Here is a 17,925-nt window from a genome sequence, read left to right on the forward strand (position 1 = left end):
ATCACAGGAGTAAGGTTTCATTCTACAGGCACTTAGACGTTGATATACTCCATCATCCCATACTGTATTGCACTCAAGCAGGAACTGCTATATTCCACCACAAGTAGTCTTTGAGATTCTTTCTTATAGTAATGATATTAAGGAGATGGAGCGTAAGCTGGAATTTTACGATACTTATGGTGTTGAAGAATACTACTTATACGCTCCTGAAAGTTTTCAACTAGATGGCTGGTTGCGGCAAAACAACCATTTGAATAAGCTATGGCAAATGGATGGTTGGGTCAGTCCCCGCTTAGGAACTAGATTTCAAACTGGGCAAGGGGAGTTAGTAATTTCCCGTCCAGATGGACAGAGATTTTTGAACTCGCTGGAACTCAATCAACGGGTAGAACAGGCTGAGTTATTGCTAGAACAAGAACGTCAACGCGCTGAACAAGAACGCCAACGCGCTGAACAGTTAGCAGCATATTTGCGTAATCTCGGCATTGATCCTGATAATCTTCCGTGACTGGAGAGTGGGGAGTGAGGAAGAAGAATTAATACCCATCTTCCGTTTTGTGGACTAATTCTATTAATGAGCTACGTTCGACGAGTTTGGCATAAGTATTTTTGAAATTTGTTCCAGGATCTCGTTGGTACTAGCTACCCAGGGTAAGATAAGCATTCCGCAACTGTGCTTCGTTCCAGATGGTTCCATTACTGAAGGTAATCTTTTCTACACCGTAGTCATAAGTGCCGTAGACTTGATCCTTGAGAATCACAGAATCGGTTACACCACCAAAAGAAATCTTCAGGTCATTGCTGCTACCGAGGCGTGTAACAATCGCATTGCTGGCAGTCAGCCCAGTACCGGAGAATATAAGCTGGTCAATGTTGCCGCCCCTGTATTCAGTATCATTGAGAGTGTCGTTGCCGTCCCCAAGAGTATAACGGTAAATATCAGCACCGCCTTTACCGTTGAGAAAATCATTGCCCTTGCCGCCAATCAGAGTATCGGTAACGCTGGTGCCTTCCAAGGTATCGTTGGTATTAGCACCCAGGGTAAGATAAGCATTCCGCAACTGTGCTTCGTTCCAGATGGTTCCATTACTGAAGGTAATCTTTTCTACACCGTAGTCATAAGTGCCATAGACTTGATCCTTGAGAATCACAGAGTCGGTTACACCACCAAAAGAAATCTTCAGGTCATTGCTGCTACCGAGGCGTGTAACAATTGCATTGCTGGCAGTCAGCCCAGTACCGGAGAATATAAGCTGGTCAATGTTGCCGCCCCTGTATTCAGTATCATTGAGAGTGTCGTTGCCGTCCCCAAGAGTATAACGGTAAATATCAGCACCGCCTTTACCGTTGAGAAAATCATTGCCCTTGCCGCCAATCAGAGTATCGGTAACGCTGGTGCCTTCCAAGGTATCGTTGGTATTAGCACCCAGGGTAAGATAAGCATTCCGCAACTGTGCTTCGTTCCAGATGGTTCCATTACTGAAGGTAATCTTTTCTACACCGTAGTCATAAGTGCCATAGACTTGATCCTTGAGAATCACAGAGTCGGTTACACCACCAAAAGAAATCTTCAGGTCATTGCTGCTACCGAGGCGTGTAACAATTGCATTGCTGGCAGTCAGCCCAGTACCGGAGAATATAAGCTGGTCAATGTTGCCGCCCCTGTATTCAGTATCATTGAGAGTGTCGTTGCCGTCCCCAAGAGTATAACGGTAAATATCAGCACCGCCTTTACCGTTGAGAAAATCATTGCCCTTGCCGCCAATCAGAGTATCGGTAACGCTGGTGCCTTCCAAGGTATCGTTGGTATTAGCACCCAGGGTAAGATAAGCATTCCGCAACTGTGCTTCGTTCCAGATGGTTCCATTACTGAAGGTAATCTTTTCTACACCGTAGTCATAAGTGCCATAGACTTGATCCTTGAGAATCACAGAGTCGGTTACACCACCAAAAGAAATCTTCAGGTCATTGCTGCTACCGAGGCGTGTAACAATTGCATTGCTGGCAGTCAGCCCAGTACCGGAGAATATAAGCTGGTCAATGTTGCCGCCCCTGTATTCAGTATCATTGAGAGTGTCGTTGCCGTCCCCAAGAGTATAACGGTAAATATCAGCACCGCCTTTACCGTTGAGAAAATCATTGCCCTTGCCGCCAATCAGAGTATCGGTAACGCTGGTGCCTTCCAGGATATCGTTGCTAGCAGCACTTAGGGGAATATTCTGAATTTCAATATCTTTGATACTTAACATGGCTACTGAATATCCAAAACAGTATTTGGGAAAATTGTCACATTTTCTGTCAGGATTTGCGTATTAATTTCAGTTAATTGTCTAGACGCTTGAAAGGTGTTGACTATTCTGCTAAAAAACAAGAATTGATTCAGCACGCTAGAAAATAAGGAGTAGATAAGGTGATTATTTCTCAATACACTTGTGTTAACGGCTTAACTCTTTGTCAAAGTCAATTTTTTTAACGTAGACGCTTCTTCAGGTTGTCGCAGCGCAAAGGCAGAGTGGCGCAGCTTATTGCTTTGGCGGGGAGTAATCTCCTGATTTCCCGCCACTCTTACTTATTAAATGAATTGATTCAATTTGAATCGACTTTTCTAAGGCTTTTGCCATATCGTATAAAGTCAGGGCAGCGACAGAAACGGCAGTTAAGGCTTCCATCTCTACACCAGTTTCAGCTTTGGTTTTGACTGTGGCTTGAATTTGATAACCCGGTAATTGGGGATCGGGTATGATTTCGACTGCGATTTTTTGCAAAGGCAACGGATGGCACAGAGGAATTAAAGTGGCTGTTTGCTTGGCTGCCATAATCCCAGCCAATCTTGCAGTTGCCAACACATCCCCTTTTGGGACATTTCCGGCTTGAATGGCAGCGAAAGTGGCTGGCAGCATTCGCACATTGGCAGCTGCTACTGCTTGGCGAATCGTGGGTGCTTTATCAGACACATCAACCATCTGTGCCTGTCCTTGGGAATCTAGATGAGTTAAGTTGGCAAAATTAGCTGGAAAATTATCTTGCGCCATTTGGTTAGAACGTGTTAATATATATTGTCGATGAGGGCGTGTAGCTCAGTGGACTAGAGCACGTGGCTACGGACCACGGTGTCGGGGGTTCGAATCCCTCCTCGCCCGTTTTGAAAAAGTTAAGAGTTGAAAGTTAGGAGTGAGGAGTTAAATTTCATCACTCCTAACTTTTAAGTTTTTCAAGGCGTAGGCATCTGGAGCTAGACCTAATGCAAAGCGCAGTGAGTTGGATAAGTTTTTGCTCGAATACGTGAGGAAGAGGATAAGTGCAAGAAAAGTAATTACTGCACCATAGCCAAACATATCGCGGTAGCCTACTTGTTCAGCGATAATACCCAAAAGAGGAGCAGCGATCGCAACTCCCAAATCAAGTCCAGCTATACATATAGAAAAAATTTTCCCCCGTTCTTGCGGCAGTGAACGGTCTGCCATCATGGTAATCATCATTGAGAACAGTGTACCACTACCAGCACCTTCAGCGATCGCAGCCAGTAAGAAAACGATCGCGTTGTTAGCCTGCCACAGCAGTATTAACGCCAAAACGTAACAAAAAATACTAAAGGTAATAAACAAACCACGCCCGAAGCGATCGCTTGCCTTACCAACAAATATCCTGATACCAAAACTAGAAAATGCCGCAGCTGTAAAAAACAGTCCGCCATTGAAGTCCACTGAGGTGGATTTGAGGAACAATGCCACAAAAGTATGTACAGCACCAAGGGACAAACCAACCAGCAACATAACTATAGTTGGAACTCTCACCCGTGGACTAGCCAAAATTTGCCAAAATTTGCGATCCTCTCCCTGAGTTTGCTCCTGCCTTTGCATTGCCGGATTCGTAACTTGTACAATCCCCAAGAGGGCGACAAAACCCAATTCCGCAGACAACAGAAATAATATTCCGTAACCACTTGTAGCTTCTAAATACCCTCCTAAGGCAGGACCAATTGCTAAACCAATAGGAGTTGCGAGGCTCATGTACCCAATGATTTCACCACGAGTGTTGGTAGGTGCTAAATCTGTGACTAAAGCACTGTAGCCAGTGCTAAAAGCAGCAATACTAATGCCATGAAAAATCCGCACCAGGATCAACAGCCCAATAGATCGGGTTGCAAAGTAACCAAAGGGTGCGATCGCAGCTACGAGCGTACCAAGCAATAAGACAATTTTGCGACCACGTTCATCGGCTAATCTTCCCACCATCGGGCGAGATAGCAATAAGCCAATAGCGAAACTGCCCATGACAATTCCAATTTCTTGCTTGCTTGCACCTATATCATTGATGTAAAGCGGTAGAGTTGGCAAGAACGAAGACAGGCTCGACCAGAATAATAAACCTGCTGTAAATAAAATCAGCAGGTTGCGCTGCAATTGAGCGTCAAAGGTATTAAATGCTTTCAAGGTAGATGCAATGTAATTGGTTTTTTGTCATTAGTCATTTGTCCTTTGTCAGTTACCAATAACTAATGACCAATGACCAATGACTAATGACTAATGACTAATGACTATTGTTACGCTACTTAACATTTTTTGCTACTACTTCTCGCACGCGATAGATAGGGCGTCCTTGGGATTCGTGGTATGTACGCATGAGCAATTCTGCTAAAAGTCCAAAGCAAAACAACTGCACTCCTGTTACTAGCAGGAGAACTGCTAAAATCAGCAAGGGGCGATTACCAATGTCCTCATGGAAAGCAAATTTGATGAACGTCAAGTGAATTCCGATCACAGTACCCGAAAACATTGAAATCAAGCCCAACAGCCCAAAAACGTGCATCGGACGGGTGAGGAATCTTTTCATAAACAGAATGGTTAACAAATCCATCAACACCCGGAATGTCCGCCAAATTCCATATTTACTACGACCAAAGCGACGGGCGTGATGACGTACAGGTATTTCAGTAATTCTAGCTCCTTCGATGTACGCCAAAGCGGGTAAAAATCGGTGTAATTCTCCGTAGAGATTCATATCTGCTAGCAGTTCTGCACGATAGGCTTTCAGCGAACAACCATAGTCATGAATATTCACGCTAGTGGTGCGACGAATTAGCCAATTGGCAATTTTGGAAGGAAGTAACCGATTTACGACCCCATCTTGGCGTTTTTGTCGCCAACCACTCACTAAATCGTAACCTTCATCCAGCTTTGCTAATAACATGGGAATATCAGCCGGGTCATTTTGGAGATCGGCATCTAAAGTGACGATCGCTTTACCGACTGCATAATAAAATCCAGCAGCCATCGCCGCAGTTTGTCCGTAGTTGCGACGTAAAATCACTGCCTTTAAATCTGTGCGGATTTGCGCTTCTTTCTTGAGAAATTCCCCAGAACCATCTGTAGAACCATCATCCACACAAATGATTTCATAATTTATCTGACTAGAGGATAAAGTAGAGGCGATCGCTTCTAGTAAAAGCGGCAAACTCTCCACCTCATCATGTATTGGTACTACTACTGAAACATCTGGAACAATTGCTAAAATCGCCCCATTTTCCCCTTTCACCCCTTGATAAACCAACCCACTCCTCATAAGCCTCAGCGCCCTCAGCGTCTCTGTGGTTCGTAACTCTTAAAAACTCTACCAGCACCTCGCAGCTGCTGATAGTATGACTGACTAACTCCATCTCCCTGTTCCGAGAGAATATCAATTCCGATCCCATTCCGTCCCTGTTCTTTGCCAGAACTATGGATATAATAACCATCCGCCAAATAAAGCCCGACATGGGTGGCTTTTTGGCTAGTTCCAAAAAATACCAGATCCCCGGCGACTAATTCTGCAATTGTAATTGGTTGAGTGAATTTTTCCTGTTGATAGGCATCTCTAGGTAGCCAAATACCCACCGAAGCAAACGCCGCCTGCATTAACCCAGAACAGTCATAATTTGGCCCAACCGTACCACCCCAAAGGTAATAATTTGATTGTTGCATCGCTTTTTGGCTAAAGGCGATAATCTCTGCTAGAAGTTTTTTAATCTCCAATTCAGAAAATGTTGCAGCCTGATAAGGTACAGTAGCAGATTGTAATGAATCAAAATCTGAAACAGATACCCATCCTGGATAGTCATCTTCACATAAATACACCTCAACCGCCGAATTTTGATGATTTGATGTTACCCACAAATGTCTCCCAGATGCAGCTTGAGTTGCTAAACACGTACATTCAGGAGAATCATATAAATTCAGGTCAGCTAAACACTGATACTCGCCTGATTTTGGATTTTGGATTTTGGATTTTAGGTTAAAGGACATTATCAGAGAATGATTTTTTTCAATAAAGACGAACAACTCGAAAATCTTGGGTTAGGCATTTTAGATGCAACTTGGGCGGAATTTGGGACTTTAGCACGTAACCAAATTGCCCTAACTTGGGTTGTTTACGATCCACCAGTGCGAGTAAATACTGGTGGGGCGCTGACTCCCAACGCTTTTTGGGATCATCCAGTTCGTGGTTTCACTTATCGCGGTGTTGAGCGGATTTATCCTGCTAGTGTAGTCAAGCTATTTTACTTGGTAGCAGTAAACGAATGGCTAGAAAAAGGCATGAGTCAAACTTCCAAGGAGTTGGAGCGAGCTTTGCAGGATATGATTGTCGATTCTAGTAATGATGCTACCAGCTATGTTGTAGATATTTTGAGTGGCACCACATCAGGCCCAGAATTACCAATCGGCCCCTTTGAAACCTGGAAATATCAGCGTAATATTATTAACCGCTATTACCAATCTTTGAGTTGGGAAGAATTAGAGACAATTAATGTCTGTCAAAAAACTTGGGGTGATGGCCCTTATGGACGGGAACGGGCGTTTGTGGGAGAGTTACTAGAAAATCGTAATATGTTGACCACAAATGCGATCGCCAGATTACTGCATAGTATTGTCGGTGGGGTGGCGGTTTCAAGTGCGCGATCGCAAGCCATGATGGCTTTACTCAAACGTCCTCTCAAGGATTTGCCCACAAACACTGAGGAAAATCAGGTCACAGGTTTTTTAGGTGATGGACTGCCTGAAAATGCTCAAATTTGGTCAAAAGCAGGTTGGACAAGTCAAGTTCGCCATGATGTTGCGTATATTGAGTTACCAGAACAGCGTCCTTACCTCTTAGTGGTATTTACTGAAGGTAAAGCCCAGGCTAAGAATCAGGATATTTTGCCCTTTATTTCTAAACGAGTTGCCGAAGCGATCGCTAGTCTATAGCAATCCTAAATCATGCGCGAACAACAAGATCCCTGACTTCTTCAAGAAGTTGGGGATCTGAGACTTCTATTTAAACTTAAATTCGTCAAACTTCAATACTTCCGAATCAGGCTTGCGAGTATCAAAACGATAACTGCTTATCGTACCCGTTCCTGTATCAAAGATACTAAAAACTGTAATTTCATTACTTGCTATATAAGGCATCGGCTTTCCATTTTCACCCAGCAAAGGGGCAATTGTTGGTACTATCGGTTCTAAACCATTGGGATCGCCAAGTTTAACATAATCCTCTTGATATTCAATTGGTACTTCTCGCTTTCTGTCACCCCAAGCAGCACCATAAGTATTGCCCACATTAGATGTTTCTAGAAAGTGCATTCCACTGGAACTAACAAAGCGATTCCATAAATGAGAATGTCCATAAAATACCAATTGCACATTAGCCGTTTCTAATAAAGGAACAACATCGCGAATAATATAATCTGCGTCTTTGGGGTACTCATAACGTACTGCTTTGATATTATTACCATTGCGTTCAATTATTTGAACTGGTTCTGTATAAGCAGGAACTATGTTATCACCCAGAGTGTGGGGCGGATGATGAAACATCACAACTTTGTATTTTGCTTGTTGAAACTCAGGGCTGTTAAGTTCTGTCTCTAGCCAATTATATTGCTTGCTGCCTTTAGCAATTGGCTCATAAATAACTTGTCCATAGCCCCAATTTTCAGGATTATTTAAATCCTTTTCAGATTCTAGATATCTACCCTTATGCTTTCCTTTGAAATTGGGAGTCCGCCACATACTGGTAATGTACAATACCACCAAACGCACATCACCAAAACTGACTGCATAATACCTTTTTCCACCCTCTTTACTTTTTGGTAAAGAGAAAATTTCTTCATAGGTATTAGTATTAAAGGAATTATCGATTAAAGATTTATCTGGGTAGATTTTTTGAGCAACGACACGAGGAATTGTATCATCAAATTCATCATTTAAACTTCCCGTCCTAGCAAAGCGCCCCATCACCTCATGATTGCCAATGCAAGTAAACATCGGTGCATGTTGAATTATTTGTCCACCAGTGTAGATTGTCTTAACACCATCGTGCGTCATTTCATATTTAGCACGACCTTGTAAACCGGGAAACAACGCACCACCAATATTATCGTCAAACCATTCTGAGGCGCGATCGCTAACATTGACCAAATCACCGGCAAACCACACGCCATCAACCCGTCCAACTGTTTCTACCACTTTTTGCAGATTTGCTGCTGTCATCGGTTTTAATTGATGATCTGAGGTAAGTAGAATTTTCAGTGGTGTATTTGATTTGGGAGTAGCCGCGAGGGTAAAAACATTACTGTCAACACTCTCGCCATCTTCTCGCACACTGGTGACACGATAGTTAACCCGCATACTAGGAGTTAATCCAGTTACCTCAGCCTCATGTCGCCAAATGTCCCGTTGGACGGGTTTTTGATAAACTTGTCCGTCTTTGGTTTGATTTGCAACTCTTGATTGTTGGTCTTCACGTGTGCGACTGAGTTTGGTAGTACTTGCCTTAGCAGTTTGTTTGAGATTTTCGCCGTAGGTTACTGTGTGATTAACACCAGCAAATTCAGTAAACCAAACTACTCGTATTGAAGTTTCAGTTGGCAATTGCAAAAAGGGGTCGGTGAGCAGTTGGGGTGCTGATGTCATAATTGTTTGCCCAAATGAACGCACACCTACCAGAGTAAAGCATATAACAAGCACAAGTATAGCTACTGAGGAAATTTTACGGCTGTGTAAGCGTCTGAGCATGATTCAGGAGTGCTGAGTGCTGAGTAACTAAGAGAGCAAAACGGTGGGATCGAAGCAAAAACGTATTATTTCTTGGGCCACTTTCCACTATAAATAAATATTTTAGAATTTACGCAAAATATCTCTCAAACTCTGATTTCTTCTTTGTAAGTCCCTAGTTCATGAATTATTGATAATTAACAAATTTAACCATTCATTGAGTTCCTGTATTAACCACTCCAGTTCTGCTTCAGTGAAATGAGTATATCTCTTAAGATAATAAATGGTAGAACCAGCAGAAATCCGCAATAAAGGCTGATTATTTAAAAGATTGGAATTTGATTTGATAAGTTTTGATACAGATATATTTTTCTGTAATACTGGAGGAGCAACAAGCCATTTAATTCCTAGAAAATCATGTATCACTACTAACTGATGAGAGTCAATTATCACACGAGTGCGTTTGCATAGTCCCCAAATAAAGGTAAATAAAAGAAAAGCGATCGCACTACCTTGGATGCAAAAGCTAATTATCATTGGTGGAGAAATTCTTCCCAGCCCACTCGTCAAAAAATTAAAACCCAATGCCAAAGGTGTAACCAAGGAGATAAGCATAATTAAGCTAATGCTAAATCCTTTAGGTGGCAAGATAATTTCTAGACTTTTAGAGGTTTTAATTAAGTGAATTTTACTGGCAAACGGTTTTTTTAATGCAAGCGTTGCCTGCTTTCTAGAAGGGGGTTTTTCTAATGCTTGCATTGCTACTTCTGTTGTCGAAAATCTCTGGTCTAAACTTGGTTCAGTTATCCATTCCAACCAATCAGCAAATTCTAGACTGAGATTGCAAGATTGTCGGAATTGAATACGTAACTCCTGTTGTGGTAATTCTGTAGGATGCAATCCCGTGACGAGATAAATTAAAGTTGCACCCAAGCTATAGAGGTCGGAGGCGGGAGTTACCCTACCGCCAAATTGCTCTGGAGGCATATAGCCATAAGTACCTACTACAGTAATTGTGCCGCCTTCTTGAGCAGCTAGAGTCTGTACAGAGCCAAAATCTACAAGGTAAACCTGACCAATACTATTACCAGAACGATTTGTAAGTAGAATATTGCTGGGTTTAATATCTCGATGAATTACAGACGGTTGCTGGTGATGTAAATAGGAGAGAATTGTCAGGAGCGATCGCGCTAATTCTTTTACCTCTGCTTCACTAAACGTTCGTCCTGCTTGTAAATGTTCCTCTAAAGATTTTGCCGTTACATAAGTTTGTACTAACCCAAAACCTTTATCAGCGGGCGTATCTAGCTCAAAGTAATCTATATAGCGCGGGATGGCAGGATAATCAAGCGCTTTTAAAGTTTCCGCTTCCCGTTGGAATAACTTTAAGTCTTGCCAATCAAAATCTTGCCCCAAGTACAAGATTTTTACCACTACCTGTTGTGAGGAATGCAAATCCAAGGCTAGAAAAGTTCGTCTTCCGGTTTGTCTTCCTAATTCTCTTTGGACTTGATAACGTTGATTAAATATTTCACTGTTCATTTATTTAACAACCTATATTGCTTTTCATACCACTGAGCAATAAATTTGCTAGCTGCTCCCATACTTAGCCCAGTGATAACTGAAGGTGCAATCACGAAAAATAGGCTAGTGACACCATCATAAAAAGAACCACCTAACAGCAGCCTGAATCCAAATAAAGCAGTAGCCATCCCAAATGTGGTACTGATAATGCTGATTGTGCGTCGATGCAAGTAGGCATTTTTTAGCGGGAAGAAGAATAACCGCGTAATAATGCTAACTAAAAATCCATTAACAAACGCTATGGGAAAACCAATTAATGCACCATATTGTAGTCCCATTATGCTGCCAACTCCTGGAATCACGACTGTGCTATAAATAGCAGCACAACCTGCTACAACTAAGCCTCCAGTAAAGGTGCTGCGCCAGATGGCATTCCACAATAACTCCCAGATATTCACTGATTTGGGACGATTCACCGTAGCTAGGTCATTGATTGGCAACTGACCTGTTTCCAAGGCTTTTAAGGCAATTGAGGCAGATATTAAACGTTGCTCTAGACTGGGTTCTGTTAGCCATTGCAACCAACCTACCAATCTAGGACTAAGTTTAACTAAGTCTTGAAATGCAATTCGCAAATCTTTCTGAGGCAAATCGGCGGGATGAATACCTGTCGCTAAAGCAATCAGAGTAGCACCAAGACTGTAAAGGTCAGAAGCAGGCGTTGCATAGCCACCAAATTGTTCTGGGGGCATATAGCCGTAAGTCCCGACAACTGTTACTGTCTTACCTGCTTTGGCTGCTAAAGTTTGTACAGAACCAAAATCTACCAAGTAAATCTGTCTAACACTATTGTTACGCTCTGCCAAAATGATATTGCTGGGCTTGATGTCGCGGTGAATAACTGGAGGCTGTCGCCCGTGTAGATAAATCAGGATATTTAACAGTGCTGTAGCAATTTCTTTAACTTCAGTTTCTGTAAAAATCCGCCCAGTTTTCATATATTCTTCTAGAGATTGACCTTCTACAAAGCTCTGGACAAGAGCATAACCTTTAGCATTACAGGGATCTAACTCAAAGTAGTCGATATAACGAGGAATCGCAGGATGCTCAACTGCTTTGAGGGTTTCGGCTTCTCGTTCAAATAGCTTTAAATCTTCCCAAGCAAAATCATTACTAAAGGTTAGCAGCTTGATGATAACTACTTGCTCAGTTTGAATGTCACGGGCTAAGAGAGTACGTCTTCCTGCTTTCTTGCCTAACTGTTGCTGAATTTCGTAACGTTCTTGAAGGATTTGTTTAGGAAAGTCATTGAGGCTTTGACCTGCCATTTGCCCACTCCGAGTTTTCATATTTACAACTTGTTACAGTTGAATTTAGCAAAAACTACAAAGGGAAAAGAATAGATTCCGCATTCTTTCAAATATTGCACTTATACAGAGTTGTGAATAATTTAGGGATAAGGGAGATGAGTAGTACTCACCACTTCAAAAGCAGCTGTCGGCAAGCCGCGATCGCGCACCACTCTCTTAGCAAGCGCCTTGTCTAGCTCAGTAAGCTTTAGGTTCACTGACAGCATCGATGACTATGAGTCTGATTATCCAGGTCGTGCGATTCATGCAGTTAACTTCCAAATGCTAAACCCAACCCAGCGAGCTGTTGCGCTAAAATGGATAGGGAAAGGGGGAGAGTACTATAATGTCTCCAATCTCAATCCATTTGAACTGAATGGTGCTAGCGATCGCAGATTTTATCTTTCTTTTGTCAGAGTGGGAAAACCCAATCGCTCAAACCCTTCTGGCGCTTTAATTTCCGCTTTGACAAAAGAAAGATAACTTACGGTGTTTTTACAGTCTTCTGAGTTGACTTCTGACTCTTGACTCCTGCCCAAACAGTAAGTGGCTGCCCAACTTGCTTATACAGTAAGCTCTCCAGAATTACACCATTATTGTTAGCAGTGAGAGTTTTATTCGGCTGATGCAGAGACTCATAAAAGCCATTGTACCAACCTTCTTTAGACTGAAGGTTAGCTTGAACGAAATCAAATAATTGGCGGGTATAAGCAGTGTTATAAAGTACATGCCAGCCGATCGCAGCTTTGGTACTGAGAAATCGCAAATTGTTATACTGTTCTCTGGTATCTGCGATGGTTGCCCAAGGTTCTCCATTGACGAATAGGCTGCTGTAAACAAAGTATGGCGGGCGATCTAAGTTGTCTTCGGTGACGGCGGTTAATTGTTTTGTGGCTTCATAACGCGCTGCTTGAGCAGCTAAAATCCGATCGGCATAAGCTTTAGGCAAAGCTTGAAACCCAGTTTCGATACCATCCAAGATATAGGGTTCGCTAAGAACGTAGTTATTGGCTCCAGAGTTTTTATAGTCCCGTTTGTCGTAAGGAATTCCCTGTCCGTAAAGATCGACGAAGGCAGTATGAGACTGATAATCTAAAGCTTTGTTAACATCCAAGCCCCAAAGCTTCAGACCATAAGCAGCATAATTCTCATAGCCCAAGCGACCTTCTTGATTGTACTGTTCTTTGCCTTTAATAACGGCAGTACCGTACATTTGGCCATTTGTGGTCAGACGCTTGACTTGCCAGTGTTTCCAAACTACTGCTGTTTCTAGTCGCATCTGGGGATATTTTGCCTCGACAATCTTCAACCAGATTGCCATTCTTCCTAAATCAATAGCTGACCAACCAATTTCTTCCCGTTTTTCTAGTTGACCATAATTAACAGGTACGAGAGTTTTTGTATTGTAAACCTTGTTGGGTAGTTCTCCTTTGTACAAAGGCATTGATGCCAAAGTTTTCAACATTTTGCTCATTTTGGCTTCAAATTCAGCCACAGGCACGATATTGAGTTCTCTAGCACTGACTAAGGCGGCGATCGCCGCTGTCTGATCCCACATACTGACTGAGGCAAAGCCATCAACGGAATTGACCAAGCCAGTTTCATCGTTCCAGTTGCGCTGGAAGTATGACCAAGCCTGACGGGCCGTTGTCATTTCTTCTGGGGTCAGTTTTCCAACTCCAGGAGCAGTGTAGGGAATTATGGCTACTGTTAGTTGGTTTTTGGGAATGGATTGACCTGGCAAAACTACGGATTTAGCATCAAGGCTGGCAATTATTTCAGCTTTATTTGCACTAGAGATAGGGGGTTGGGTTTTCTGTGGTTGGGAAGTAGTCGGGGATGTTGATATTTCCAGTTTTTTTATAGAAGTATTGGAAAGTTGCTTAGACCAACCATTTAAAATTGCGATCGCGATCGCAGCAGTAAGAACTCCTCCTACAGAAGCTAGTATGGACAAGCTCTTAGGTGGTGGTTGAAAATCAGAACTCATACTGATTAAAGCCTCATATTGTTAGTCAGTGTTGCTTGCGTAATTTCACCAAATACATTCTTCCCAATTTTGAAATCTAACTAACACCCAGAAGTTCACCCGATAGGAACTATTAAAATTTACATTCCGCCCACTACAATAAAGTAGTCACGCACCCGATCTCTGGAGTTCTAGCAGTGGGATTATTTGATGATTTGAGTCGGTTTCTAGAAAACCGTTTAGAAGAATTCTTGCGTAACAATCCACATTTGGAGTTAGAGGCGCTGCTAGAACAGCTGCGTGAGCAAGAAGAAGACACATTAAAGCTGATCGCAGATTTAAAATTACAAGAGAAGCAATCGCAAGAAGAAATTCTCTCCACTGCGCAAGAAATTCAGCGTTGGCATATCCGCATTCAAAAAGCCAAAAACGCCAATAGAGAGGATTTGGCGGCTGCGGCTCTTGAGCGAGAAGCAGCCCTGTTGCGCGAAGGAAATCAGCGCTGGGGACACATGCAAGGGTTAAAAGAACGCATTAACCAATCTCAGGAACTAATAAAAAAAATTCAGCAACGGCGACAGGAGGTGCAAGCTAAAGCCGCCGAAGCACAGACAGTCCGTGCTAAAGCCCAAACCCAGCAGCGTTTTGAAACCAGTGGCTGGTCGAATCAGACTAGCAGTTATTCGAGTGGTTTTGATGACTTAGAAGAGAAGTTCCGTAACTGGGAAACTCAGGATGAGTTAGAACAAATGAAGCGGAATATGCAGAAGTAGCGCGTATTGGCTAAAATACGCCGAAATAACAAATGAGTTCGCCGAAATAACAAATGCGATCGCCGAATTAACAAATGCGATCGCCAAAGCAACAAATGCGATCGCCGAATTAACAAATGCGATCGCCGAATTAACAAATGCGATCGCCAAAGCAACAAATGCGATCGCCGAATTAACAAATGCGATCGCCGAATTAACAAATGCGATCGCCGAATCAACAAATGCGATCGCCAAAGCAACAAATGCGATCGCCGAAATAGCTTACTCACTTGGTTCGCGTTAGTTTTACCCCACCCTAACCCTCCCCTTGTCAAGGGGAGGGAACAAGATTTCTTATTTCCCCCCTTTACAAGGGGGGATTAAGGGGGGTAATAACATGATTAAAATCACAGCCAACTACTTTTTAAACAACCTCTTAAGCTGAGTAAGCACTAGAAACGAAAAATCAAAGTTTTCAGGCACATTTTACAAGAAGAATTAGGGATTTTTAGAATAGTAGGATAGATTCATTGCTGTTGCTCATGGGAAAAAGCAACAGTTGCAGGTAAATTAGGATTATCCCGTCCCTGAATCAGTTGTAAAATTCCCACAGCGACGACAAAGCTAACAAGCGTGTAGTATGTATATAACCTATATATTCCAAGCAATATGAGCGTAGAGTTATTAGCTATTGTGGGCCCAGTAGTAAAAGCAGTAACTCCAGAACTTGTTAAGAAAATTAATAGTGCATTAAATCCTACAGACTTAGAAAAAGCTTTGAAAGCAGGTGTACAATTTGCTGAAGAGTGGGATTCTAATCAAGATTCTCATAAACATTTATTTTTTCATTGTACGCCAAAGGATGCGAGAGAACTTTTAGAGAGGTTTTTCAAAGATACAGGAGTTCAAGAAGAATTACAGAAGCCTTTTACAGAGAAAACAATCCCTAATTTAGAAGTTTTAATTATAATCTTCTCCAAAATCAAATCAGAAAAGCCAAACTTAAAGTTTCATGATGAAAGTATTAAACATTGGCTGAAAAAGTTTGTAGATGCTTATTTTGAACACACCAATACATATTTCAAATTTCAAATTGCTAAATCAGATTATCTCAAACAACTCTCACACTATTTTGATGGTGTTGAATTTGTCGGAATAAAGGTAAAAACAAAAGAAGAAGAAAAATTTGCTAAACTACCACAAATTTTTGTGATGCCTAATGTAGTTGAGCAGGTGGAAGTTAGAGCAAACACAGGTTTAAAATTAAATCTAGATTTGGCTTTAGAAGAGACAGCCAACCAGCAACGCCAGCAAAGTTTACTTTGGGAACAACAAAGTAGTGGCAAGAAATTCTCAGCCCAAGAATTGCTGAAAGAAAGTACCCGCAATAAATTTGTTGTGTTGGGAGAACCAGGAATTGGTAAAACAACTTTGATGAGTTACTTTGCTGTGATGCTGGCTGAACAGCAGACTGAAAAACTCGGTTTATCAGCCGACTTAGAGTTACTGCCAATTTTGATTAGAATTAGAGACTTAGGCAAAGCTTCAACGAAGAATATTTTAGAATATGTACGCAATTTTGCCAATAGTATTCATATTAAAGAATTACCCAAAGGTTTCTTTGAACATTGGTTAGAAGATGGGAGCGCGTTAATTTTACTTGATGGCTTAGATGAAATCGCTAAACCAAGCGATCGCCATGAATTCGTAAAGATAATTCACAGCTTTCTCGGACAATATTCTCAAAATCGGGCAATTATAACTTCGCGTCCAGCAAGTTATAGTCGAGAGTTTTTTGGTACAGATGAATTCCCTCATTATCAGCTAGAAAAATTTGATGATAGTCAAGTTGATTTATTTATTCAGTAATGGTATAACAGCAGACTGCCAAACAAGCCGGAAGAAGCACAACACCGTCAAGAAAGTTTAAAAAAAGCATTATCAGCACAAAAACGCATCAAATTATTAGCACGCAATCCTTTACTACTGACAATTATTGCTTTGATTCATCGTTATGATGCACATTTGCCTAGACAGCGATATAAACTCTATGAACAGGCAGTTGATACACTATTGATTAACTGGGATGAAAACAAGGGCATTGAGTCTTGGAAGCTGAATTATATTAAATTAGACGATATCAAAATATTAATGCAACGCCTTGCTTACTGGATTCATTCTCAAGGTGAAACTGGCGATAAAGAAGGTGGGACGTTGATTGAGAGAGATGAGCTAATTACACAATTAAGCCAATATATTCGTGAATGTAATTATCAAGTTCAAAAATATCAAGCTCAAGAGGAAGCCAAACGCTTAGTTGACCATATTACAGAACGCTGTGGTTTATTAAACGAACAAGGTCAAGATAGATATGCCTTTGTGCATAAGACATTTCAGGAATATTTAACGGCTGAAGAAATACGCGATCGCCAATCAGGAGACTTTAACGAAGTACTAAATCATATTGAAAATTATCTACACAATTCCCACTGGCGAGAGGTGTTGTTGCTGTTAATAGCTCAACAAAATCCAAACAACTCGAAAAGAATTATTGAAACAATTCTCCAACAAGAGACTCCTTATGAAGCATGGCTACACCGCAATCTTTTATTTGCAGGGACTTGTTTAGCTGAAGATTTAAAATTATCTGATGTCAATTTTATTACAGATATTTTACAGAGATTAGTTGAGCTTGAAGTTAGCAATTCTCGCTTAGTAGGTGAGAAAGTTAAATCACAAGTTTTTCAAATTCTTTGCAATTTAAATGAAACCCAGTTTCAACCTCAAGCACTACAACTGTTGAAAGCATCAGCAGATTTGATAGATAAAGGGCGACTGCGAGAATATCGGGCAGCTTTAGATGAACAACAGGAAGTATTGGCAGAACTGCTGGGTTTACTCAAAGATGAGAATCAGAATGTGCGTTACTCTGCTGCTTTAGCATTAGGCAACTTGAGCAACGCCTCGCCACAGTTAATTGAAGCACTGCTGGGTTTACTCAAAGATAAGAGTCAGAGTGTGCGTGACTCTGCTGCTCAAGCATTGGGCAACTTGAGCAACGCCTCGCCACAGGTAGTTGAAGCACTGCTGGGTTTACTCAAAGATGAGAGTCAGAGTGTGCGTTTCTTTGCTGCCGAAGCATTGGGCAAGTTGGGCAACGCCTCGCCACAGGTAGTTGAAGCACTGCTGGGTTTACTCAAAGATGAGAGTCAGATTGTGCGTTTCTTTGCTGCTGAAGCATTGGGCAAGTTGGGCAACGCCTCGCCACAGGTAGTTGAAGCACTGCTGGGTTCACTCAAAGATGAGAGTCAGAATGTGCG

General features: G+C 41.8%; 17 protein-coding genes and 1 tRNA gene. 7 read left to right on the forward strand and 11 right to left on the reverse strand.

Annotated elements, in window-relative coordinates:
• The first annotated feature begins 67 nt into the window (after positions 1–67).
• Positions 68–508: a Uma2 family endonuclease gene (locus V7K89_RS09250; protein ID WP_335186446.1), complete on the forward strand. Its 441-nt coding sequence runs from the start codon at positions 68–70 to the stop codon at positions 506–508.
• A 130-nt stretch (positions 509–638) separates the two neighbouring features.
• Here the strand turns inward: V7K89_RS09250 and V7K89_RS09255 are convergent, their stop codons facing one another.
• The gene (locus V7K89_RS09255) at positions 639–2,249 is read right to left on the reverse strand and encodes a calcium-binding protein (RefSeq protein WP_335186448.1); all 1,611 of its coding nucleotides are present in this window, start codon (positions 2,247–2,249) and stop codon (positions 639–641) included.
• A gap of 273 nt (positions 2,250–2,522) precedes the next feature.
• Complete coding sequence (gene moaC, locus V7K89_RS09260) at positions 2,523–3,032, reverse strand: cyclic pyranopterin monophosphate synthase MoaC (protein WP_335186449.1); 510 nt, start codon at positions 3,030–3,032, stop codon at positions 2,523–2,525.
• Between the two features lie 34 nt (positions 3,033–3,066).
• Between moaC and V7K89_RS09265 the strand changes: the two genes are divergently transcribed.
• Positions 3,067–3,140 (forward strand) — tRNA-Arg (locus tag V7K89_RS09265).
• A 39-nt stretch (positions 3,141–3,179) separates the two neighbouring features.
• On the opposite strand, the gene V7K89_RS09270 is transcribed toward V7K89_RS09265, so the two are convergent.
• The 3 genes from V7K89_RS09270 to V7K89_RS09280 all read right to left on the reverse strand — a co-directional run bounded on the left by V7K89_RS09270 (position 3,180) and on the right by V7K89_RS09280 (position 6,281).
• Entirely contained in the window at positions 3,180–4,433 is a 1,254-nt protein-coding gene (locus V7K89_RS09270) for an MFS transporter (protein WP_335186450.1), read from the reverse strand.
• Positions 4,434–4,548: 115 nt separating this feature from the next.
• Entirely contained in the window at positions 4,549–5,562 is a 1,014-nt protein-coding gene (locus tag V7K89_RS09275; RefSeq protein ID WP_335186451.1) for a glycosyltransferase family 2 protein, read from the reverse strand.
• Between the two features lie 14 nt (positions 5,563–5,576).
• Complete coding sequence (locus V7K89_RS09280) at positions 5,577–6,281, reverse strand: C40 family peptidase (protein WP_335186452.1); 705 nt, start codon at positions 6,279–6,281, stop codon at positions 5,577–5,579.
• 9 nt (positions 6,282–6,290) lie between these two features.
• Here V7K89_RS09280 and V7K89_RS09285 point away from each other — a divergent pair, with 9 nt between their 5' ends.
• Entirely contained in the window at positions 6,291–7,223 is a 933-nt protein-coding gene (locus V7K89_RS09285; protein WP_335186453.1) for a serine hydrolase, read from the forward strand.
• 66 nt (positions 7,224–7,289) lie between these two features.
• Here V7K89_RS09285 and V7K89_RS09290 read toward each other — a convergent pair whose 3' ends face one another.
• The 3 genes from V7K89_RS09290 to V7K89_RS09300 form a co-directional block, all read right to left on the reverse strand.
• Complete coding sequence (locus V7K89_RS09290) at positions 7,290–8,930, reverse strand: metallophosphoesterase (RefSeq protein ID WP_335186454.1); 1,641 nt, start codon at positions 8,928–8,930, stop codon at positions 7,290–7,292.
• Positions 8,931–9,191: 261 nt separating this feature from the next.
• Positions 9,192–10,553, reverse strand: a complete 1,362-nt coding sequence (locus V7K89_RS09295; protein WP_335186455.1) for a serine/threonine protein kinase — start codon at positions 10,551–10,553, stop codon at positions 9,192–9,194.
• Positions 10,550–11,863 (reverse strand): serine/threonine protein kinase, encoded by a 1,314-nt coding sequence (locus tag V7K89_RS09300; RefSeq protein WP_335186470.1) that lies wholly within the window; start codon positions 11,861–11,863, stop codon positions 10,550–10,552. The genes V7K89_RS09295 and V7K89_RS09300 overlap by 4 nt, the downstream gene beginning before the upstream one ends.
• A 210-nt stretch (positions 11,864–12,073) precedes the next feature.
• Between V7K89_RS09300 and V7K89_RS09305 the strand changes: the two genes are divergently transcribed.
• Positions 12,074–12,367 (forward strand): hypothetical protein, encoded by a 294-nt coding sequence (locus V7K89_RS09305; RefSeq protein WP_335186456.1) that lies wholly within the window; start codon positions 12,074–12,076, stop codon positions 12,365–12,367.
• Between the two features lies 1 nt (position 12,368).
• Here the strand turns inward: V7K89_RS09305 and V7K89_RS09310 are convergent, their stop codons facing one another.
• Positions 12,369–13,874 (reverse strand): DUF3131 domain-containing protein, encoded by a 1,506-nt coding sequence (locus V7K89_RS09310; RefSeq protein ID WP_335186458.1) that lies wholly within the window; start codon positions 13,872–13,874, stop codon positions 12,369–12,371.
• Between the two features lie 176 nt (positions 13,875–14,050).
• Between V7K89_RS09310 and V7K89_RS09315 the strand changes: the two genes are divergently transcribed.
• A complete protein-coding gene (locus tag V7K89_RS09315) occupies positions 14,051–14,626 on the forward strand; it encodes a TIGR04376 family protein (RefSeq protein WP_335186460.1) in 576 nt (191 codons plus the stop codon).
• Here V7K89_RS09315 and V7K89_RS09320 read toward each other — a convergent pair.
• Both V7K89_RS09320 and V7K89_RS09325 read right to left on the reverse strand, forming a co-directional pair.
• The gene (locus tag V7K89_RS09320; RefSeq protein ID WP_335186462.1) at positions 14,584–14,895 is read right to left on the reverse strand and encodes a hypothetical protein; all 312 of its coding nucleotides are present in this window, start codon (positions 14,893–14,895) and stop codon (positions 14,584–14,586) included. The genes V7K89_RS09315 and V7K89_RS09320 overlap by 43 nt on opposite strands.
• A 237-nt stretch (positions 14,896–15,132) precedes the next feature.
• Entirely contained in the window at positions 15,133–15,273 is a 141-nt protein-coding gene (locus V7K89_RS09325; protein WP_335186464.1) for a hypothetical protein, read from the reverse strand.
• 1 nt (position 15,274) lies between these two features.
• Here V7K89_RS09325 and V7K89_RS09330 point away from each other — a divergent pair, with 1 nt between their 5' ends.
• Together V7K89_RS09330 and V7K89_RS09335 are read left to right on the forward strand one after the other, a co-directional pair.
• The gene (locus tag V7K89_RS09330) at positions 15,275–16,474 is read left to right on the forward strand and encodes an NACHT domain-containing protein (RefSeq protein WP_335186466.1); all 1,200 of its coding nucleotides are present in this window, start codon (positions 15,275–15,277) and stop codon (positions 16,472–16,474) included.
• A 132-nt stretch (positions 16,475–16,606) separates the two neighbouring features.
• A partial coding sequence (locus V7K89_RS09335; RefSeq protein ID WP_335186468.1) for an NACHT domain-containing protein occupies positions 16,607–17,925 on the forward strand: 1,319 nt, incomplete at its 3' end.

Origin of the sequence: Nostoc sp. (assembly GCF_036917515.1) — a bacterium.
Classification (GTDB): domain Bacteria; phylum Cyanobacteriota; class Cyanobacteriia; order Cyanobacteriales; family Nostocaceae; genus Nostoc.